This is a genomic window from Acinetobacter seohaensis (assembly GCF_056431365.1).
Map to the genome: position 1 here is coordinate 288,588 of NZ_JBWKMK010000029.1, position 21,788 is coordinate 310,375.

The 21,788-nt window shown below is 40.3% G+C and carries 17 protein-coding genes and 1 pseudogene; 10 read left to right on the top strand and 8 right to left on the bottom strand.

The window, feature by feature from the left end; genetic code table 11:
• Nucleotides 1–194: 194 nt before the first annotated feature.
• Nucleotides 195–1,661 carry a CYTH and CHAD domain-containing protein gene (locus tag AC07E5_RS05820; protein WP_498624926.1) on the top strand — a complete coding sequence of 489 codons (1,467 nt, stop codon included), beginning with the start codon at nucleotides 195–197 and terminating at the stop codon, nucleotides 1,659–1,661.
• A gap of 121 nt (nucleotides 1,662–1,782) precedes the next feature.
• On the opposite strand, the gene AC07E5_RS05825 is transcribed toward AC07E5_RS05820, so the two are convergent.
• Nucleotides 1,783–2,415, bottom strand: coding sequence for a hypothetical protein (locus tag AC07E5_RS05825; RefSeq protein WP_179996253.1), 633 nt, complete (start codon nucleotides 2,413–2,415; stop codon nucleotides 1,783–1,785).
• Nucleotides 2,416–2,523: 108 nt separating this feature from the next.
• Between AC07E5_RS05825 and AC07E5_RS05830 the strand changes: the two genes are divergently transcribed.
• The gene (locus tag AC07E5_RS05830; protein ID WP_004973007.1) at nucleotides 2,524–2,925 is read left to right on the top strand and encodes a DUF3144 domain-containing protein; all 402 of its coding nucleotides are present in this window, start codon (nucleotides 2,524–2,526) and stop codon (nucleotides 2,923–2,925) included.
• A 141-nt stretch (nucleotides 2,926–3,066) separates the two neighbouring features.
• Nucleotides 3,067–4,131 (top strand): amidohydrolase family protein, encoded by a 1,065-nt coding sequence (locus AC07E5_RS05835; protein WP_498624929.1) that lies wholly within the window; start codon nucleotides 3,067–3,069, stop codon nucleotides 4,129–4,131.
• A gap of 95 nt (nucleotides 4,132–4,226) precedes the next feature.
• Here the strand turns inward: AC07E5_RS05835 and AC07E5_RS05840 are convergent, their stop codons facing one another.
• A complete protein-coding gene (locus AC07E5_RS05840; RefSeq protein ID WP_498624931.1) occupies nucleotides 4,227–7,019 on the bottom strand; it encodes a M16 family metallopeptidase in 2,793 nt (930 codons plus the stop codon).
• Between the two features lie 247 nt (nucleotides 7,020–7,266).
• Nucleotides 7,267–8,088 carry a PhzF family phenazine biosynthesis protein gene (locus AC07E5_RS05845; protein ID WP_180168674.1) on the bottom strand — a complete coding sequence of 274 codons (822 nt, stop codon included), beginning with the start codon at nucleotides 8,086–8,088 and terminating at the stop codon, nucleotides 7,267–7,269.
• A 380-nt stretch (nucleotides 8,089–8,468) separates the two neighbouring features.
• On the opposite strand from AC07E5_RS05845, the gene AC07E5_RS05850 reads away from it, so the two are divergent.
• The 3 genes from AC07E5_RS05850 to AC07E5_RS05860 all read left to right on the top strand — a co-directional run bounded on the left by AC07E5_RS05850 (nucleotide 8,469) and on the right by AC07E5_RS05860 (nucleotide 10,017).
• A complete protein-coding gene (locus AC07E5_RS05850; RefSeq protein ID WP_154320647.1) occupies nucleotides 8,469–8,753 on the top strand; it encodes a type II toxin-antitoxin system Phd/YefM family antitoxin in 285 nt (94 codons plus the stop codon).
• Complete coding sequence (locus AC07E5_RS05855) at nucleotides 8,707–8,973, top strand: type II toxin-antitoxin system RelE family toxin (RefSeq protein ID WP_178318942.1); 267 nt, start codon at nucleotides 8,707–8,709, stop codon at nucleotides 8,971–8,973. The genes AC07E5_RS05850 and AC07E5_RS05855 overlap by 47 nt, the downstream gene beginning before the upstream one ends.
• 258 nt (nucleotides 8,974–9,231) lie before the next feature.
• A complete protein-coding gene (locus AC07E5_RS05860) occupies nucleotides 9,232–10,017 on the top strand; it encodes an rRNA large subunit pseudouridine synthase E (protein WP_498624934.1) in 786 nt (261 codons plus the stop codon).
• 95 nt (nucleotides 10,018–10,112) lie between these two features.
• On the opposite strand, the gene AC07E5_RS05865 is transcribed toward AC07E5_RS05860, so the two are convergent.
• Nucleotides 10,113–11,816 carry a M61 family metallopeptidase gene (locus AC07E5_RS05865; protein ID WP_498624971.1) on the bottom strand — a complete coding sequence of 568 codons (1,704 nt, stop codon included), beginning with the start codon at nucleotides 11,814–11,816 and terminating at the stop codon, nucleotides 10,113–10,115.
• Between the two features lie 204 nt (nucleotides 11,817–12,020).
• Between AC07E5_RS05865 and AC07E5_RS05870 the strand changes: the two genes are divergently transcribed.
• The 3 genes from AC07E5_RS05870 (at nucleotide 12,021) to AC07E5_RS05880 (ending at nucleotide 15,794) form a co-directional block, all read left to right on the top strand.
• On the top strand, nucleotides 12,021–13,331 hold the full coding sequence (locus AC07E5_RS05870; RefSeq protein WP_498624936.1) for a D-alanyl-D-alanine carboxypeptidase family protein: 1,311 nt from the start codon (nucleotides 12,021–12,023) through the stop codon (nucleotides 13,329–13,331).
• Nucleotides 13,332–13,614: 283 nt separating this feature from the next.
• Nucleotides 13,615–14,097, top strand: a complete 483-nt coding sequence (gene slyD / locus AC07E5_RS05875) for a peptidylprolyl isomerase (RefSeq protein WP_004972992.1) — start codon at nucleotides 13,615–13,617, stop codon at nucleotides 14,095–14,097.
• Nucleotides 14,098–14,351: 254 nt separating this feature from the next.
• A complete protein-coding gene (locus AC07E5_RS05880) occupies nucleotides 14,352–15,794 on the top strand; it encodes a cryptochrome/photolyase family protein (RefSeq protein ID WP_178865832.1) in 1,443 nt (480 codons plus the stop codon).
• Between the two features lie 82 nt (nucleotides 15,795–15,876).
• Here the strand turns inward: AC07E5_RS05880 and yaaA are convergent, their stop codons facing one another.
• Entirely contained in the window at nucleotides 15,877–16,656 is a 780-nt protein-coding gene (gene yaaA, locus AC07E5_RS05885; RefSeq protein ID WP_004972986.1) for a peroxide stress protein YaaA, read from the bottom strand.
• 449 nt (nucleotides 16,657–17,105) lie between these two features.
• Between yaaA and AC07E5_RS05890 the strand changes: the two are divergent.
• Nucleotides 17,106–17,851, top strand: a pseudogene (locus tag AC07E5_RS05890) (IS5 family transposase).
• Nucleotides 17,852–17,925: 74 nt separating this feature from the next.
• Here the strand turns inward: AC07E5_RS05890 and AC07E5_RS05895 are convergent.
• The 3 genes from AC07E5_RS05895 to hisC all read right to left on the bottom strand — a co-directional run bounded on the left by AC07E5_RS05895 (nucleotide 17,926) and on the right by hisC (nucleotide 21,768).
• Nucleotides 17,926–18,291, bottom strand: coding sequence for a hypothetical protein (locus tag AC07E5_RS05895; RefSeq protein WP_004972981.1), 366 nt, complete (start codon nucleotides 18,289–18,291; stop codon nucleotides 17,926–17,928).
• Nucleotides 18,292–18,426: 135 nt separating this feature from the next.
• Entirely contained in the window at nucleotides 18,427–20,673 is a 2,247-nt protein-coding gene (locus AC07E5_RS05900) for a bifunctional prephenate dehydrogenase/3-phosphoshikimate 1-carboxyvinyltransferase (RefSeq protein ID WP_416652070.1), read from the bottom strand.
• Between the two features lie 3 nt (nucleotides 20,674–20,676).
• Nucleotides 20,677–21,768 (bottom strand): histidinol-phosphate transaminase, encoded by a 1,092-nt coding sequence (hisC, locus tag AC07E5_RS05905; protein ID WP_498624938.1) that lies wholly within the window; start codon nucleotides 21,766–21,768, stop codon nucleotides 20,677–20,679.
• Between the last annotated feature and the right edge of the window lie 20 nt (nucleotides 21,769–21,788).

The window sequence follows — 21,788 nt, forward strand, 5'->3', positions numbered from 1 at the left end:
CATCCTCAAAGCACACGCTAAAAATACTGCAATACAACGGCAGCCTTGTGAATATTCATTCGGCTGCTTTGTGTTAAAAACTGAATACAAATTATTTTATTTTTCAAGCTTTTGTTCACAGTTCTCCCCTTGTTCATTTATAGATTTACACTATAGTAAAGAGAACTTATCTTGTTTCATCGAGGGCATTCCCGATGTGTGAAATAGAATTAAAATTTCAAATTCCACACAACTATCGTGCGGCATTTGAAAAAGCATTTAAAAAGAACAAACTGGTTCAACAACAACGCTTATGGGCTAAATATTATGATAGTCCTGAACAGCACTTAGCCAAGCAACGCATTGCCCTGCGTCAGCGTTTAGAGGGCGATATTTGGAAACAAACTTTAAAAGCGCCTAGTCCACAACATTATGAACGCTTTGAGCTTGAACATGAATTAGGACATGATGCGCCTGAATTGTGTGATTTGGCATGTTATGAAAATCATAAACAAGCACGAAAGATTTTAAAAAAAGCCTTAGACGGTTCAGAGGTAGATTTAACCCTGCAGTTTGAAACCGATGTTTTACGCTACAGCCAATTAGCACATTATAAAAACAGCCAAATTGAAGTTGCTTTTGATTTAGGTGAAATCCGCCAAGGCAAAAATTCGGTTGAAATTTACGAAGTTGAGTTTGAACTGAAACAAGGTGAAATTGCAGACTTAATTGCCTATATTCAGCCGTGGATTAAAAAATATCATTTATGGCTCGACACACGCAGTAAATCGCAGCGTGGCAATATGCTGTATAACAATGAAACCATGATTCCTGTACAGCAGCAAAGTACCTTGCAATTGCAACACCCCGAAAATATGCATGAGTTGTTGGCGCAAATTACCCAGAATTGTTTGGCACACTTGCTGCCAAATGCAACTGCGATTGCCAGTCAAGATTATGCCAGTGGGCATGTGCATCAAGCGCGTGTTGCCATTCGACGTTTACGCAGTGCCTTAAAAATTTTTGCTGAATATGATGCGTTGGCAAATAACAATTGGGAAAGTCAATTGGCGACACTTTTTCAGCAGTTAGGTTCGACCCGCGATCAAGATGCTTTGCGCGAAAGTCTGATTCCGCAACTTGAAAATGCAGGCTCACCTATTACCGAACTACCACCTGCAGCATCTGAAAACATTGCGATTGATGCAATTTTCCGCTCACCGACCACAACCTTATTACTGTTACAACTTATGAGTTTTGCACATTCGGCTGCGATTGCAGATGCAGAATCAAAACCATTCAAAAAAGTATTACGTAAACGCTTGCAGAAAACGCATCAACAAATTTGTGATGATACAGGTCATTTCCAAACCTTGGATGTGGAATCTAAACACCGCACGCGTAAGCGTGTAAAACGTTTACGCTATACCGTGGAGTTTGTGAGTAGTTTATTTGCAGAAGATGACGTCAAAACGTATTTAAAAACCCTAAAACCATTACAGGAAACTTTAGGGCATTTTAATGATTTAATGGTGGCACAAGGTCTATATGAAAGCCATGCTCAAACTGAACCGAAAACATGGTTTGTATTGGGTTGGATTGCGTCGGAAGAACGTCATATTTCCATACAGATTGAACAGGATTTACAGCAGTTTGCTGAAAGTCAGCCTTTTTGGTCGTAGTTGAAGTTTGATCATCAATCAATGATCACATTTAAGCTCAACAGGGATTCATTTCATGTTGAGCTTATTTTTTATATCTTAGATTAGTATTTAATCTGCAAATTCCAAACTTTCTAAAAGATTAACGATATTTACCAAATACTTTCCATGTTTGGTTATCTGCCAAAGGGTCTTGATAACTGTCACTGCGCTGCTTACGTGGCTTATCTCGGGCATCGACCAGTTCAAAATGTGGTTCGACACTTAACACAATACCATTCACATAAAAACGGGTGCGCGTGTAGTCACTTTGCCCATGCTGAAACACATAAGTACGCAAATCAATAAACTCACGATGTGCCACCAGTGCTGCACTGTCATCGCTGTCTAACCAACGCTGCATAACCTGAATTTCCTGCGGTTCAAATTGCCCACATTTTTCAATCAGGCTGGCAATCCCTCGAAAAGTTTTCGATTCTTTGGCGCGAGTTTTATTCACTCGAATCCGATCGACATGAAAATAAAATAAAGGCAAGTTCAAATGACTGGGCAAATGCACCGCATCAATGACTTCATCTTGCATAAAAGGTTGAAATAAATCCTGCGCGCGTTCAATCAACCCTGTCCATTGCTTATAGTATTCTGCTACTTCTGCGCGTGTTCCATAATAAATCGGCAAGCCTTCAACATGGGCAAGTTGCACGGGTGGCCAAATATTTTGACGTAATAAAGCAATGTCGCTTTTTAAACTTTGTACCGCAATCGCATCTTGCATCAACCACTCCAATTTTGCTTAGGCTATTTTTAGCTTAAGGCAAAGGTTTTGTTTCTGCAAGGCTTTGCCTATAATGAAACATTCAGATTTTTAGCTTAGGAAAAATTCATGGTTCAAAAGATTGAAGCAACCGATGTAACCGAAGAAGAAGCATTAAATGCGGCTTTTTTTGAACGTGCCGATGAATTTATTAAACAGGCCAATGGCTTCTGTCATTTTGAAAAAGGCTCCACAGTAAAACCTGCCGAAATTCGTGGTCAGGTGAGTGCTGCCATGTTATTTGCTACTGCACGTTTTAATACTTGGGTGGCAGCCAATAATTTTAAAGATGGCAATGAAATGCGCGATGCCAAAGACCAAGTTATGTCATATATCTTGCAGCAATTTCAAATGATGCTTGAAGATAACTATGATGAATATTGCGAACAGTTTGAAAACTATTTGCGCTTCCGTCACAACGAAGAATTTCATACCCATAAACATGATCACGACCACTCGCACGATCATTAATTTTGCATATAAACAAAGCCCTACGGGGCTTTTTTATTGCGGCTAATTTTCAAACTTGTAGATTTCGATAAATAACACTTCCCTTTTGTAACATGATGGCTTTGAATAGTGAAATAATAGCGTCATAAAAACAGGATCATTATGCAGAATCTAGGATTTGCACTCATTGATGCACATATTCATCAGTGGGATCCGTATAACACGCCACACAGCGCACGACTTGCTGTTAAGCTTTTGGGCAAGCATCCCAATTTGCTAGATAAAACCATCCGCCTGATAAAACCGAAAACACTCATTGAAACTTTGGGACGCACCGAGCACGTCACATCGCCCTATTTACCTGAGCATTATGCCCGCGACTTAGGTTTTTATACGGCTGAAAAAGTTGTGCATATTGAAGCCAATTGGCACAACCATAAAGGCAAAGGTGTAGTTGGTGAAACCGAATTTATAGAAAGTCTGGATTTTAAAAATAATGGTTTGGCTTTGGGCGCGATTGTCGCCACTGCAGACCCGCGCGATTCTAATTTTAAGAAAATTCTAAAATTACATCACAAAGCCTCTCCAAACTTCCGTGGAATTCGTAAAATGGCAGCCGTGCATGAAGATCACGGGATTTTCTCTTGGGCAGACGAACCACATTTATATCGGAACAAAAAGTTTCTAAAAGGTTTTGAAGCTTTAGCGCAATATAATTTAAGTTTTGATGCATGGACGTATTCGACTCAATTGGGTGATGTCTTAGCACTGGCCAAACAATTTCCCGAAACTTCTATTGTACTTGACCATTTGGGCACACCCGCAGGGCTGTTCGGGCGAGTTGGCACACATACAGGCGTGACCAAAACAGCACGGGAAAATATTCTGTTTCGTTGGCAAGAAGATATTGCCGAGTTGGCACACTGCCCAAATGTTTACAGCAAAATTTCAGGGTTATTTATACCTGTTTTAGGGCATCAATTTCACTTGCAAAAACGTGAAGCCTCAAAACAGGAAATTATAGATTTGACTGCACCAATGATTCAGCATGCCTTACAAAGCTTTGGAATATATCGGTTGATGTTTGCTTCCAATTTTCCAATGGATCGAGTGAGCACGTCTTTGGTCAATTTAATTGATGCAACCAGTGATATTGTTGCGGCTTATCATCCAAATGCTTTGCAGCAAGTGTTTCATCATAATGCCAAACAGTTTTATCGCTTATAAAACTTTAGCCAATTGAGCATAGATAGCAAACTTGAATACAAAAAACGCATCAACATGGATGCGTTTTTCTATCTGCTCAAATTTAAATTGAATCTTTATTTAGACTGCGGCTTTAACGGAAGCACCTCAACATTGGCTTGACCATATTGATCGGCGGCTACTTCAAGCAAATGCTCTAAGCGTAAATATTTCTGAATCACAGCATCTACATCGGCTTTGCTGAGTTTTGCTAACGCTTGATCACGTCGTTCACGATAGTGTAAATCACGACCTTGTTCTAATTGCGGTACCAACATACGGTGGATACTGCGTTCATCTTCCAAGGCAGTCACACGTTTCTTCAAAATATCGGCTTTTGCAGCTTCAACTTCTTGCAAGCTGACACCATCACGGCGCAAGTCCTGCAGCACTTTATGTACCGCCTGTGACACTTGAGCCGACTTGCCTGCACTGTATTGCGCAGAAATACTGAGCGCACCCGATTGTTCAAATTCACTTAAACTCAAACCACTACTAAAACCATAAACCAATGCATTTTTTTCACGTAATTCTTGCGCCAAACGTGAAGACAACTGCGATTCGCCCAAAATATAACTCAACACCATCATGGCAGGTGTATCAGGATGATTCACACCCAAAGGTAAGGTCAATAAACTTTGATAACTGCCAAATTCGCGCTGTTCTGCCAATACATGCAACTTTTTCGCAGGATATGCCGTATAGGCTGAATCTAAGCGTTGATACGCTTCCGTATTGCGTGATTGTCCTAAACGCTGAACTAAAGTTTTTTTGATTTGTTTCGGATCAAACTCACCTGTAATGGCAATCTGTGCATGATTCATGGCAAAAAATTGACGATATAACTGCTGCACCTGCGCTTGGGTTGCAGCTTGCAGTTGTTGCTTCGCAAATTCAGGCTCGAAGTGATAGCGTAAATCGCCCTGCGGATAAATTTCAATTAAACGCGCCATAGTCAAAGCCGCCACAGTTTCAGGCTCGGTGTAAGGTCGTTCTAAACTGGATAAACTTTGAGAACGAATTAAATCAAACTGACTTTGCTCAAAACTTGGGTTTTGCATGACATCTAAAACAAAGTTAAAAAACGCATTAAACTTTTCTTTTTTTGCCACAATTTGAATATGAATTGCATTGGCATCGGCTTGGGCAAACGCTGAACCGCCTGCAGCAATCGACTGATCGGCAATGTCTTGCAAACTATGCTCTTGAGATGCACGCAGCAACAAATATGCAGTTAAATCTAAAATTTCGCCCTGCTTAAATAAAGATTGTGCCGTACCAAAATTCACTGAAATGGTGGCATAGGTTTTATCATCACGAGTTGCAGTTGGAAATAATGCATACTTGGCACCATTTTTTAAGCTGCCACGCTGAATCTTTTTTTCATTTTGAATCAAAGCTTGTTTAGATTTTTGCACATAGTCTGTCACTTCTTGCTGATAACTTTTCACATCTTTCAAAGGTGTAACAGGTGTATCTTGCTGATCTAAAGTTTTTGCTGTATTTAGATTATTTTTTGCTGTGAGTGCCTGTTTTTGATCTTCAGGTGTGGGCTGAATATCGCCAATGACCCGATGCTGTGCAGTGAAGAACTGTTTTAAACGCTGATTTAGTTCATCCGCATTTAACTGTTGAATATTGTTTAAATCACGCCAATATTGTCTCCAATCACCCTGATAAGCCACAACATAATCACTCAAGCGACCACCCAAAGCCACCGCATCATTCATCACGCTGTCTGCCTGATTTTGGATCAGGTTTTTCACACGTTGTAACTCGGCATCATTAAAATTCTTTGCCTGTTCGATGCTTTGATTCAAGCCAGCTTGTACTTGCTTGGCATCATGATTGGGTGCATACAAAGCCCCCATCAACACCAAATTAAAATCTTGATCTAGCCATATGCTGGACTGCACCATGGTACTTTTGCCTGTTTCTACCAGTGCTTGATACAAATGCCCACTCGGTTGCAATGTATGTAAATATGGTGACAGCACCAAAGCGGTTTTGATCTTTTCGTCATTGCCATTTAAATACAGATTAAACTTGGCCAGTTGACTGCCCTTTTGTACCACAAAATTTCGTTGCTGAATTTTGTTGCTGTCTAATCGTGGCACTTGTACTTGTTTGGGAATTTGTCGTGCTGCAATTGGACTAAAATGTTGATCAATTTGTTTTAACACCGCTGCCTGATCAAACTTGCCTGTCATCACTAAAATAGCATTATTAGGCGCGTACCATGTGCGGTAAAATTGATTTAACTCCTGCATTTTAATGGATTGCAGTTCGTTTAAATCGCCAATGGGTAAGCGTCCGAAATACTGATTACCATAGGCTGATTTCCACACCTGATCTAACAAGACTGAAAACGGTTGATCCATCCGCACTTCACGTTCACGCTTTACAATCGCAATTTCGGCAGGCACATATTTTTCCTGCATGACCAATTTATCCATGCGTTCCGCTTCAAGATAAATCATCTCATTGACTGCACGCGTTTCAGGACGAATGATGTTGGTGTATTTGGTCGAGTAATAGTCGGTGCTGGCATTGTGCATTAAACTATATTGATCTAAACGGCGCTGAAATTCCTCGGCAGGCACATTTTCTGTACCTTTAAATGCCAAATGTTCTAACAAGTGTGCCAAACCACCTTTGCCTTGTGGGTCATTCAATGAACCCGTTAAATACACCATATTCATAAAGACTTTATTTTCTTTCTGATTGGGTGCAAAAATGACTTTTAAGCCATTATCAAGTTGATATTCTTGTATTTCTTGCTGAGATTTTACTAAAACTGGCTGCGCGAAAACCACGCCATTGAATGCCAGTACACATAAAGATAAAGTGAGAGTTTTAAAACGTAGCAACTTCTTTTTCCCGATTGATTTCATTCTATTTTTTGATTTGCCATGAAATATGACAATTTTCAACTTGAGCGCAAACAGCATAACAAGCTGCAATTAAACCCACAGTAAATATTTGCAAATGATGTGATTTAAAACCGAGCAAAAAATCTAGCAGACTTCTCTCATCTCAGCTTTATCTCTAAAATAAAGTAAAGTGAAAACTCAATTCATTTTAAATGGATGAAAGAAGTCTAATGCGAGGTATGGTTTAAATCATAATTTCGCCCTGCAAATATAGCTGTGCATAACCTGAAATTTCGATACGATCATTAGGCAAAATCTTACAATACAGTACGCCCCCTCGGGCTGAAGCCTGATATGCCACAAGTTCGGTTTGCTGTAATTTTTCTGCCCAAAGCGGTGCAATCGCAGTATGAATTGAACCTGTAACAGGGTCTTCTGCAATCCCCATAGCAGGTGCAAAATAGCGCGATACGCAGTCATACTGTGTATTTGCAGATGCAGTAATCGCAACATCAACACTCGACTGCGCCGTAATGGCTGTGCGCAATTGTCCCAATTGTTTTAATAATTCAAGATTAGGCTGTTCATCTAGCACATCTTGTACCGATTCATATTCCACAATATAGGCTTGAGCATTGATATAGACGTTTTTAAACGGTTTAGTTAACGCTTGACGCAAAATGTCGGGATAATCTGTAACTTGCTGTGCAGCACGAATCGGGAAATTCATGCAAATTTTGCCATCTTGCTGTTGCTGAACTGTAAAAATCCCCAAATTTTTCACATGAAATTGAATTGTCTTTGCCTCGGTATAATCCTTAAATAAAACAAAGCTGCTGGCAAGTGTAGCATGTCCACAAAAATCGACTTCTGTTGTGGGTGTAAACCAGCGAATTTCAAAGTTTTCAGCATCTATCATTTTGACAAAAGCGGTTTCAGATAGATTGTTTTCCAATGCGATATTTTGCATTAAATCATCAGCTAACCATGTTTTACTGACAAGCACCGCGGCAGGATTACCTTTGAATAGTTCGTGGCTAAAAGCATCGACTTGGTAAATTTTCATTAATGAACTCATGATCCTAAAAATATATACACTTATTTCATCTTAAGTTCTTTTCACTATAAGTGCCTAGCCAATTTCTATACTTTCAATCTGCCTAGTAGTTTGATTTTGGATTAATTCGGCATAAAGCGAGCTGTAATATCTAGTAAGTATGTTATTGGCTGTGATGCCAAGTTTGTAAAAGCTGCCTTCTTTATTCCAATATTTGATTAAGTAGAAGATTGCTTGTCCAGCGTTTAATACGGCTTAATCGAGGAAAGACGGTCATTTGTATTCATTAGCTTTCATTTCGTAATAGCATCTTTATAGACCTATTAACAGGACTTGTATCAGGTCTTTAAATTGATTATATTGTCTGTACATATTGTGGAGTGATGCTAATGAATAACATTATTCACAGTCGATTTGTGGCTAGTGTTTCAAAGCTTAAAGAAAACCCAATGAAAGTCGTCAATGAAGGATTTGGTGAAGCTGTCGCTATTCTAAATAGAAATACCCCTGCTTTTTACTGTGTTCCTGCTGAGTTATATGAAGAAATGATGGACTTAATTGAAGATCGAGAGCTTATAAAACTGGCTGAACAAGTTGATACTACAGAAACAGTAAAGGTATCTATTAATGACCTACGAGCTAGAGTTCGCAGACGCAGCTCTGAAGAAGTTTGATAAACTAAATCCACAAATTGCTGAACAATTTATTAAAAAGTTGGAAGCAATCTTAGATTTTCCCAAGATACCTAAAAATAAGTTACGTGGATCTTCTGATCTTTATAAATTAAAGCTTAAATCTGTAGGATATAGATTGGTGTACCAAGTTATTGACGATAAGGTTCTTGTATTAGTCCTAGATGTTGATCGGCGAGATACTGTCTATAAAAATATGTAAGCTAGATTAGCCCTCAATTTCAGATTGTAGGGCTTTTTAGCGCTTAGCTTTCTAGTTTTTAATCGTTGTGATACTGCTGCTCATTTTGGCAAGCACACCAAAAAAATATTTATCAATAAGCAATACTTTCCCCCATTCTTATCGCATAATAGAGCCATCTCAAACGCACTGTATTTGCGATTTAATTGGAAATCGCCCGTTTTTCCTTTTAAATACTCTCAATTTTCCCAATTTATTGAATTTAAAGAAGCATTTCTTATGAAAATCGTCATCTTAAATAAACCATATGACGTTCTCTCTCAATTCCGTGAAGATGAAAAACATCTCACCATGTCGGCTTTTGTTGATGATCCAGACTTACGTTTAGCTGGTCGTTTAGATATGGATTCGGAAGGCTTGGTGTTCTTGACTGATCATGGCGGCTTGAATCAGTTTATTACCAATCCAGCCATTAAAAAATACAAAACCTATTTGGTTCAAGTCGATGGTGATGTCACTGAAGATGCCTTGGCACAATTGCGTAAAGGCGTGGAACTGAAAGATGGCATGACTTTGCCTGCGCAAGCGTATAAAGTCGATGAGCCTGAATGGTTGTGGGAGCGTGATCCTCCTGTACGTTTCCGTGCTTCTGTACCTACTTCGTGGATTGAAATTTCAATTTGTGAAGGTCGCAACCGCCAAGTGCGTCGTATGACGGCTGCGGTTGGTTTTCCAACTTTGCGTTTAATCCGCACCAAAATTGGTTCAATTGACTTGGTACAATTGGGTTTACAACCCGGTGAAACTAAAGAAATCGAACCGTTGTTGTATCCTGATTTTAAAGATGTGCCTGCTGCTGAACCGTATCGCTCGCGTTCTTATGTGAAAAAACCTGGTGGTACGGGTGGCAAGCCAATCCATCAAAAGAAAAATAAAGATGGCACTACCAAGAAAAAATCAGGTACGCCACGTATTTGGCAAATGGAAGAAAGTGAGAAACCTCGTCGTAAGACCAATGGTACTACACGCCCTAATACCAAAAGCCGTGGACGTCGGGCACGTTAATGAGTTGGTGAGTCAAAACTCAACTTGTTCAAGATACAAAAATGGATGCCGAAGCATCCATTTTTTTATAGCTGAACTTTAAATTAAACTTTAACTCAGCCTTTTAACCACTGTTCTACTTTTGCCTGATCTGTAACGCTTAATGCCACTTCTGGCAATTCAATCTGCGCAGCATTCAGTTCAAAAGTCATCAACTCATCACGGCGGAATGCATGAACAGTATAAGCTGCATCCTGTTTGGCATATTGCTCAAGTGATTTTACAGATGCCTTTAAGCCATCAATCGCAACAATCACATCAAGCGCAGAAAGTCCTGCTTTTGCCGCAGCACCTTCACGATGGGCAGCTTGTACCAACACCCCTTCAGGTTTATCTGCCAATTTTAAACCAAACGGCAAAGACTTATCCTGTTTTAGCTGATAATCAACGCCAAATTCAGGCAATAACTGATCGAGCGGCAATTCATCAGTCGTGTTAATTAAATGATGGATTTGCTCCGACCAATCATCTCCTGTCAATTCTTTACATAATTCAAAGATAGTGCGCTCATGCACTTGAATGCCCTGTTGCGCATTAGCGTACAATTTCTGCATTAAGGCATCTAAGCTTGAACCACGTAAACGCAAGCCCAAATCTAAACATAAAGCCACCAAACAGCCTTTGTTATAGTAGCTGGTTCCTGCATTGTTCGAGTTTTCATCTTGACGATAGAACTTGACCCAAGCATCAAAACTAGATTCTGCTACCGTTTGAATCGCACGACCCGGATTTTGCAAATAACGATCAATTTGTGCTTTGAGCAACTCCAAATAAGCCGCCTGAACAATTACACCACTACGCAGCAATAACAAATCATCGTAATAAGACGTAAAGCCTTCAAAAATCCATAACAACGATGTATAACCTTCCTGATTCAGATCATAATTCACAAAATTTTCAGGACGAATGAATTTCACCAACCAACTGTGAAAATACTCATGGCTGCACAGACCTAAAAAGCGCTGATAATCTTTAGAAGGTTGTTCAGGCTCGTTGGCTTTCGGCAAATCATCACGCGGTGTAATTAAACTAGTACTGTTTGGATGTTCTAAGCCACCATAGCTATTGCCTGTTGCCATGGTCATAAAGGTATAGTTTGCAAATGGCGCAGAACCAAACATAGTAATTTGTGTGGCACAGATTTTTTCAATATCTTGCTGCATACGCGCAGCGTTCATTGCATGTTTGCCCGAAACCACAAATTCGTGTGGAATATCTGCTGCGGTAAAACTAAAACGGGTTTGTTCTGCCAATTCAAACGGTGCATCAATCAGTTCGGCATAGTTTTTGGCTTTTAAGGTATAACGCCCTTTCACCAAACTTTTTGCTGCCAAACCTGTCGCAAGCTGAAAATGCTTCAGCTCGTCTGGTAAAAATAATTCAACTTCAATAGCTTTATCTTCTTGCCCATCTAAGCCCAAACAGGCACAAGCTGGATTGACATATAAACGCGTCTGATCGACATAAGCGCCACGCACCGACAAATCATAAGCGTAGACATCATATTCCACCGTAATCAATTCATGATCGGTATTAAATAAGCGCCATTTATTCTTTTCAAATTTCTGAATTTTGAGGATACGCCCTGCTTCATCATAAGCACGTACCGATTCAAGATGTTTGGAAAATTCACGAATTAAATAGCTGCCTGGAATCCACGTAGGTAGTGATAAAACCTGAGTAGGATTAGCCAAAAAACGCACGGTGACATGCATAAGATGCTGACGATAATCGTCAAATTCGATTTGATAATGCAACATAATGGGCAATACAAAATGTATAAATAAGAACTTGGCCACAAGCTTAACATTTTTTTAGCAATTGATGCGTCAAGACGAGATTTGTCTGCATTTATGGCTAGCCAACTGCGCAAAAAAGGCATAGCATGCCCTAGTCTATTGACATTGTTTTTGCTGCTTAAAACCATTGTGACACCAATGGATTGGTGTAAATAAGGAACTTCTTTGAAACGTGTTATCTATCTGATCGCGCTGCTCTGTTGGCTATGCAGCGCAATCACGCATGCCGCATTATTGAATATTCAAGCTGAAAGTGTAGAAGCCGAAGCATGGGCAATTTTAGACCCACAATCTGGACAAGTGATTGCAGAGCACAATAGTCACGTACAACGTGCACCTGCTTCACTCACTAAAATGATGGTGGCTTATATTGTGCTCAAAGATATTCAGGCAGGTAAATTAGACCGACATGAAATTTTGACCGCAACACCTGTGGTACAGCAAGTGATGTGGGATGAATCACAAATGTATCTAAAAGCAGGTGAACAGATTTCGATAGATCAGCTATTGGCAGGCTTAATTATTATGTCTGCTAACGATGCTGCACTGACTTTAGGTGAACGTGTTGCAGGTGGTGTGCCGCAGTTTATCGCCCGAATGAATCAGGAAGCGCAAGCTTTGGGCATGCAAGACACACACTTTCAGAATCCATCTGGTGTGACTATGCCTAATCATTACTCTTCTGCGGCAGATATGGCACGTTTAGCACAAGCGATAGTGATTGAAACACCCGATTATTTGGCTTATTCAAAACAAACTAGTTTTACCTACAATCAGCACTTTCACCGTGCGACCAATATATTATTAAAACAAGACCCAAGTGTAGATGGGTTAAAAACAGGCTACACCAAAGCTGCAGGCTACAACCTTGTCTTAACTGCAAACCGCCCAACACTGGATAGTGCTGCACCTGAGCGTCGTTTAGTGGTGGTGGTGATGGGAACCAAGAGTGCGCAAAAACGCGCTGAAGTGGCACATCAATTATTAAATTTAGCCTATAGCTATACCCGTAACGAAGTCGCGATTAAACCCAAACAAATGATTGCAGAATTGCCTGTGGTGAAATCGACCTTACGCATGTTCAAGATTGAAAGCAGTCAGCCAAAGTTTGTGACGACATCACTGTATGAACAGCCATATGCAATTAACTTGGCGCAGTTTGATCAAAGCACTCAACGTCTACAACTTGTGAATGAACAAGGCGGATTAGAAACACTTGAACCTGCACAGCGTACACAAACGCATGTCAATATTGAATTGTCTGAAAAATTGCTGACTGCGCCATTGGCACAGGTCATGAAACTGGCAACCGTACACGTTTATCAAAATAATCAATTGATTAACAGCTTTGCGATTGAAGAACAGGTCAACATTGTTGAAGCCAATATTTTTGAAAGAATCATGATGTGGTTTGGCAGTTTGTTTAATTTCTTTAGCCATCAACCTGTAGAAGATGAACAAACTTCACTCGGTTAGAAGCCGATGATCCTCAAGAATTAAAAGTCACCAAGATGGGCAATGTCCCATCTTTTTTATTGTCATCGACACATCATACAAAGGGCTTAAATTGAGCCTGCAATAAAATCTGCAAATTTATAGGTATGACGCATAAATTTGCATTGAAATTATAAAAATTGCCCCGATTAACTAAAAAATGTCATAAAAAACTCGGAAAAGTGAAGAATTTGCAGAAATGTCTATAACAAATTCCACGTTTCACTTTATGATGTACCCTTAAAAAATTGAATGGATCAATAACATGACTGCTATTGCAAATGACCTCGTGGTTTCTTTCCACTACACATTGACTAACGCAGAGGGTGAAACTCTCGACAAATCTCAAGGTGAACCACTTGCCTATTTGCATGGTGCAGGTAACATCATCCCTGGTTTAGAAAAAGCGTTAGAAGGTAAAACAGTAGGTGAAAAATTTACTGTAAACGTACCTGCAGCTGAAGGTTATGGCGAATACAACCCAGACTTAGTACAAGAAGTTCCTGCACAAATGTTCCAAGGTGTAGACAACATCCAAGCGGGCATGCAGTTCCAAGCGCAAACTGATGATGGCGTTCAAATCGTAACTGTAAAAGCAGTTGAAGGTGACAACGTAATTGTTGATGCAAACTTCCCACTTGCTGGTCAAGATTTAACGTTTGAAGTAGAAATCGTTGAAATCCGTGAAGCTTCTCAAGAAGAATTAGATCACGGTCACGTACACGGTGCGGGTGGTCATCACCACTAAGATCAGTATTGATCGAAGCAAAAGGCAAAGTATTTTTACTTTGCCTTTTTTGTTTGTCATTCTAAAATTCAGGATAAGCACATGACTGAAAGATCCTTTCAGGCAGACTATTGCGGAAAGATCATTACAGGAAAAATCAACACAGCACATTGTCGTTTTATTGGACAATTAAACCCTTCGCATTTAAGACAATTTTACCCAGTCATGCTTATAATGAAGTCACCTTTCTAGCGCTCACATCAAGCATTCTTCCCATGCAAAACTATAATTTAGTTTGGTTCCGACAAGATTTAAGAATTTCAGATCACACCGCACTTTGGCATGCTAGCCAAGCAGGAGCTTGTATTGGCGTGGTGATTCTTTCGCCTCAGCAATATCGTTTACATCACGATGCGCCCATTAAAATTGACTTTTACTTGCGTCAATTAAATGCACTAAAAGACGAACTCGCACAACTCAATATCCCACTGATTGTTCAAATTACACCATCTTGGGCTGACATTGCACAAACACTGCTCCAACTATGCCAAACATTGAAGGACTCTCATCCGATTCAAAATATTTATGCCAATATTGAATTAGGAGTGAATGAACTAAAACGTGATCTTGAAGTTCAACAAACCTTAAACCAACACGGTCAGGACTTGATTTTGTACCATGACCGTACGCTTTTTCCTGTGGGTACGGTGCGCAATCAGAGCATGAAACCTTATCAGGTATTCAGTGCATTTAAAAAGTATGCCTATCAACAGTTGAGTGTCAGTATTCCGCGTTGCTTTCCTCTGCCACAAGCTCAAACGTCGATTCAACTTCCTGAACAATATCTCTCTACTGTACCAAGTTTAGAACACTTAGGTTTCGACCCACTTCCAACGGCACAACAAAATTTATGGGCAGTCACGGAACAACATGCACAGCAATTGTTGGATGATTTTACGCGTGAACAAATGCAAGATTATCAGCAACAGCGTGATTTTCCAGCGTTGTCTGGTACCAGCCAATTATCTGCGTATTTAAACTGTGGCATTCTCTCCATTCGGCAATGTCTGGCTGCGGTTTTTGCGCATTCACAAGGACATTTTCATCTTGAAAATACAGGGCAACAAACTTGGTTAGATGAATTACTGTGGCGTGAGTTTTATCAACATATTTTGTTTGATTATCCCAAAGTTTCAAAGCACCGCCCTTTTAAAGATCAGACCGCACAGGTGGCGTGGCGAAATGATCCTGCAGGTTTAGCAGCATGGCAACAAGGAAAAACTGGCATCCCCATTGTGGATGCAGGCATGCAACAACTTTTGCAAACGGGCTGGATGCATAATCGAGTCAGAATGATTTGCGCAATGTTTCTGTGCAAAAACCTGTTAATTGACTGGCGCTTGGGCGAACAGTGGTTTATGCAACATTTAATTGATGGTGATTTGGCTGCCAATAACGGTGGCTGGCAATGGTGTGCCTCGACTGGTACAGATGCAGTGCCCTATTTTAGGATTTTCAACCCTGTGAGCCAATCACAAAAGTTTGACCCCAATGGTGATTATATTCGCACATGGCTACCTAAACTGGCTCATTTAGATGCCAAAAATATTCATGAACCATATGCGAAAAATCCAAATCTAAAACTGGATTATCCGCATCCAATTGTAGATTTAAAACTTAGCCGATTACGTGCCATAGAAGCCTTTAAACAGCTTTAAGAGTACAAACAGGAGATTGGTCAGTCTCGCCCCCATCTGCCATAGGTTAGCATGATGGGAGATTCAACGATTAAACCGACAGTTAGGCGGCTTGCTCGTCACGTTTAAAGACCAATTCGCCTTTTAAAGAACTGTCTGCATCGAAATAATAACCTTCACTATTGAATGCTTTTAAGTCTTCTGCGCGTTCTAATTTATTCTCGATGATAAAACGTGCCATCAAACCACGGGCTTTTTTGGCATAAAAACTGATGACTTTATATTTACCATTTTTCTGATCTAAAAATACAGGTTTAATAATTTCAGCCTGAATTTTTGCTTCCTGCACCGACTTATAATATTCATCGGAAGCTAGATTAACTAATAATGCCGACTGGTTATGTTTTAAATCTTGGTTAATTAAATTGGTGATGATATCGCCCCAGAAACGATACAAATTTTCACCGCGCGCATTATGCAACTTAGTGCCCATTTCCAAACGATACGGCATCATTAAATCTAAAGGACGCAATAAGCCATATAAGCCAGAAAGCATACGCAGGTGTTGTTGAGCAAACTCAATATCTGCAGCAGACAAACTATAAGCATCTAAGCCTGTGTACACATCACCTTTAAAAGCAAACATGGCCTGACGCGCATTGGCAAGATCAAATTCTGCTTGCCAGTCACGAAAACGCTCGACATTTAAAGTGGCAATTTTTTCACTCACACTCATTAAACTGGCAAGTTCAGTAGCAGAAAGTTTACGCGCTACATCAATTAACTCTTGTGAATGTTCAAGTAATCTAGGTTGAGTATATTCATCGCTTGGTAATGCAGTTTCATAATCTAAAGTCTTGGCTGGAGAAATTAAAGCGAGCATAAACCACCTAAATAAAAAATACTGCGCTCACTATAGCAGCAGCTTTCAACAAACTCCAATGCGTGTTTTTGTTTAACCCTATCGGAAAAACACGTTGCGTTGTATTGCTAGAAGATGATCTCTTAGATCAATCCAACGTGGAGGCTGAGGTGCTTTTATTTCAGTGTCTGCTTTAAAAAAACATTGATTCACTCTGATCAGTTGAGCTTATTTTTTTTATAGTACTTGCAACATTTCTCTAGGCAATAAAAAACCCACTTAACTCTCCCAAATTAAGCGGGTTAAATAAAAATTATTTTGTTGTATTGTTCTTGCTGCTTAATATACGGTTGCGATGTGTCATTTAGATGACATTTCAATTAAAAAATGAATAGGATCTGTTGACATTTGCTGTATAAAAAATAGCGAGATAGTAAAATTCAATCGCCAAACCAAATTCACTACTCGCTATACCTCGTACAATGTTGAATGATCAACACTGGTCTAAGTTAAAAGCTATTCTCGCAATTTTAATATTTATCTCAAATCAAATTTGAGAAATTTTTTTGAGGCAATCCTATATCGTATTAGAACAGGATGCCCTTGGAGAGATTTACCCGAGGTTTTTGGTAATCCAAACTCAATTTTTAAAAAGTACAATCGCTGGTCTAATAAAGATAAGATAATGAAAATATTTAAAATATTCTCAGAGAACGCTGATCGTGAATGGATATTTATTGATGCTACTCATGTTAGAGCACACCAACATTCAGCAGGAATCCCTAATCAGGATATTTCAAAAAGTGTTGGGGGTAATAGTTCTAAAATTCACTTAGCTGTTGACTCTCACGGTAACCCGATCGAATTTATTATTTCAGATGAAACCACCCATGATGTCAAAGTTGCCCCTATTTTAGTCGAACAATTAGATTTAACTGACACTGAAATAGTCTGTATGGATAAAGGCTATGATTCTGAAATATTAAGAGAGCAGATTAAAAATTAAAGTGCTAAAGCGAATATACCGAAGAAATCAAACACGAAATCAAGTAATGATCATATGGACTGGTATTTATATAAAATCAGACACTTAGTTGAGAATGCTTTTTGCCGTTTGTAGCAATTCCGAGGAATTGCTACACGGTTTGATAAACTAAAGCGAAACTTTCGAAGCGCAGTTGCCTTAGCTTGTATTTATCTGTGGCTGCCTTTATGAAATGTCAACAGACCCTATTTTTAATTTAAAAATCAAGTATAAATTTTAAACATCCAACGTCTTTGCAGCTTGGTTTAACCTTTCCATTCAAACTCACTAAAAGATTGGTCTTCTTTCAGAGTATTTTCTACCGCTTGCGCCAATTGATTTAATAAACTTTGCTCGGTAATTCGTTCTAGCCAGTCTTGTTCCTCATTTGGGTATGAAGTAATTTCACAAACAAGATGCCCATCTTCACCACGGCTTTGACAGTTTACTGCCAAAGGCAGCGCATGTTGATCTACACTTACAGCGACTTGTGCACCACTCTGCGGCAACGTTTGAAAGCCATAATGAGATAAGTTTTGTGAAAGTAAATTCGCCACATAATTCTGTGCCAGAGTGCAATCTTGTAACTCTTGTTTATTTTCACAATTCGCCATAAATTTTAATTTGCGCATGCTCGAACCCAAAGGCTTTTTTCTTGTATGGGTTTAGCATAAGCAATAAAACGCAAACAGCCAAGCAAAAGCTTGGCTGTTTCAGCATAAAGTCTAGGCTTTGCGACTCTTCATCGCAGCCCCTATCGTTTTGGCTTATTCTGTCACTTGAATATTCAGACCTGCCACACCTGCAAGCTCAGTAAAGGTAGGGAAACTTGTTGCTACTGTTTCTGTACCTACGATTTTAATTTCACCAGAAGTACGCAAGCCTGCCATAGAGAAACTCATGGCGATACGATGGTCATGATGTGATTCAATCTCGCCGCCTGTAAATATCGCTGACCAGTCGCCTGCTTTGCCTTTACCCTGAATGATGATGCCATCGTCAGTTGGTGTGCAGTCAATGCCCATGGTTTTTAAACCATCTGCCATCACTTGAATACGGTCTGATTCTTTTACGCGCAATTCTGCAGCACCTGTCAGTACAGTTTGACCTTCAGCACAAGCTGCAGCAATGAACAATGCAGGAAATTCATCAATCGCCAATGGCACTTGATCTTCAGGAACATGAATCCCTTTTAAAGTACGTGAACCACGAATACGTATATCTGCAATTGGTTCACCGCCTGCAATACGTTCATTTTCCACGCTCAGGTCTGCGCCCATTTGTTTCAGAATTTCAATCACCCCTGTACGAGTTGGGTTAATGCCCACCGCTTCTAAGGTTACATCTGAATTTTCTGTAATGGCTGCACCCACCATAAAGAACGCCGCAGATGAAATATCAGAAGGTACTTGAATATCTGTACCCACCAATTTACCGCCGCCTTGCAATGAAATACGGTTACCTTCAGTTTTCACTTCATAACCAAATGCACGTAACATACGTTCGGTATGGTCACGCGTTGGTTCAGGCTCAGTCACTGAAGTTTCACCTTCTGCCCAAAGCCCTGCCAATAAAATACCTGATTTCACCTGTGCAGATGCCATTGGTAAATCATAGTGAATACCTTTTAGCGCTTGCGCACCTGTAATAGATACTGGCGGTGTGCCACGTTCACCTGTCGTTTGGATTTGCGCACCCATTTCACGCAATGGTTTTGCAATACGCTCCATTGGACGCTTGGTCAATGACGCATCACCAGTCATGACAGAATCAAACTGCTGTGCAGACAACATGCCTGCCAACAAACGCATAGATGTGCCTGAGTTGCCCATATAAATTGCGCCTGCAGGTGCTTTTAAACCTTGCATGCCTACGCCATGAATGGTGACTTCACCATTTTTAGGGCCTTCAATGCTCACACCCATATCACGGAATGCTTGCAAAGTCGCCAATGCATCTTCACCTTCAAGGAAACCTGTCACATGCGTAGTGCCTTCGGCAATTGCACCAAACATAATGGAACGATGTGACACAGATTTGTCACCCGGTACGGTAAATTTACCTTGGAAAGTCTTAGCACCCGGCAAAATCGTAAATTGTTGTGTCACGTTATTGTTCTCCATAAAAGGTTTCTTGGTGAGCATATGATTAAAATGCTGTCGTGCCGCTTGTGCATGTCCAAGCAAGCCCATTAAAGCATGCGAGTCTTCTTGTTCAATCAGTTGGCGAATAATCGCGAGTTGACTTTCAAAGCCATCCACTGCTTTTAACAGTGCAGTTTTATTGGCAAAAAAAATGTCATGCCACATTTGTGGATCGCTGGCAGCAATACGTGAGAAGTCACGAAAGCCACCTGCAGCATAGCGGAAAATGTCTAAATTATCTTCCCGATTTGCCAATTGTTCGACCAAATTAAAGGCCATTAAATGTGGAAGATGACTGGTATACGCCAATACCTCATCATGTTTTTCCACATCCATGCAAATTACTTCGGCTTTGGCGCTTTCCCACATTTGAATCAGTTTATTGACTGCCCACGGCGCACTGCTTGGCAATGGTGTCAAAATGACTTTGTGATTGGCAAATAAATCAACCTTGCCTGCATGCACGCCTGTATGCTCTGCCCCAGCAATTGGATGCCCGGGAACAAAACCTGCAGGTAAATGTTCTCCAAAAACCGCTTTGGCTGCAGCCACGACACTGCCTTTGGTGCTGCCTACATCGGTCAGAATTACATTATCTGCCAAATGTGGCTGAATTAATCGCAAGACTTTTTCTGTGGCTTGCACAGGTAGCGCCAACACCACTAAATCTGCGCCTTGTACCGCATCTACAGGATTGTTAAAGCCTTGTTCAATTAATCCTAATTCCAAAGCATCTTGCAGCGTTTTTTCAGAACGGGTCGATGCCACAATATGCCGACTTAAGTTTTCTGCCAGCATTACACGTGCCAAACTCGAGCCTATTAGCCCGAGTCCGATAAATGCAACTTTTTCAAACAATGGTTGCGCCATGTTTTATGCCTTCGCTTCCTTGCCCAATACTTTGGCTAATGCACGCAGGAACTTGGCATTTTCTGCTTCTGTGCCAATTGAAACACGTAAATGGGTCATAATACCCACAGGACGTACAATTACACCTTCTTTCAATAAGGCATTAAAAGTTTGACCCGGATCGGCTTCTACATCTACCAAAATAAAGTTAGCACGTGAAGGCACATAATTCAGACCCAATGCTTTAAAGCCTGCTTCCAATTGCGCCATGCCTGCTTTGTTGGCAATACGTGATTTTTCGATAAAATCTTCGTCTTTTAATGCCGCAACCGCAGCCACCATTGCCAAGTGATTGACGTTAAATGGTTGACGAATACGGTTTAAATAATCGGTCACTTCTGCAGAAGCTAAAGCAAAACCAACGCGCAGCGCCGCCAAACCATAGCACTTAGATAAAGTACGGCTCACGATTAAGTTTGGATATTGCTCAAGGAATTTAAGGCTATTGAAGTTCTCTGGAAAATATTCCACATAGGCTTCATCTAATACCACAATCACCCGTGCAGGAACTTTTTGCATAAAGGCTTCAAATTCAGCCTCTTCAAACCATGTGCCTGTTGGGTTATTTGGGTTGGCAATAAAGATTAACTTGGTGTTGTCTTGAATTGCTGCCGCCATAGCATCCAAGTCATGTGAAAAACCTTTGGCAGGCACTTCAATCGCTTGAGCATTAATCGCTTGTGTCACCAAAGCATATACTGCAAAGGCGTGTTGGCTATACAACACTGAATCTTGATCTGAAACGAATGCGCGAGCAAACATTTCTAGCAAATCGTTTGAACCATTGCCCAAAGTAATACGGTCATGCGCAAAGCCAAATTGTTTTTGAATTTGGTCTTTTAAAATAAAACCACCACCATCTGGATAGCGACCAATTTCAGCAATTTCTGCTGCAACGGCTTCTTTGACTTTGTCTGAACAGCCCAATGGGTTTTCATTTGAAGCAAGTTTGACGATATCTGTAATCCCCAACTCACGCTCAAGTTCACTGATTGGTTTACCTGGTTGATAAGGCTTTAACTTCGAGATGCCTTCATTGGCTGGGACAAACGACATTTTACACTTCCAGTTGACTA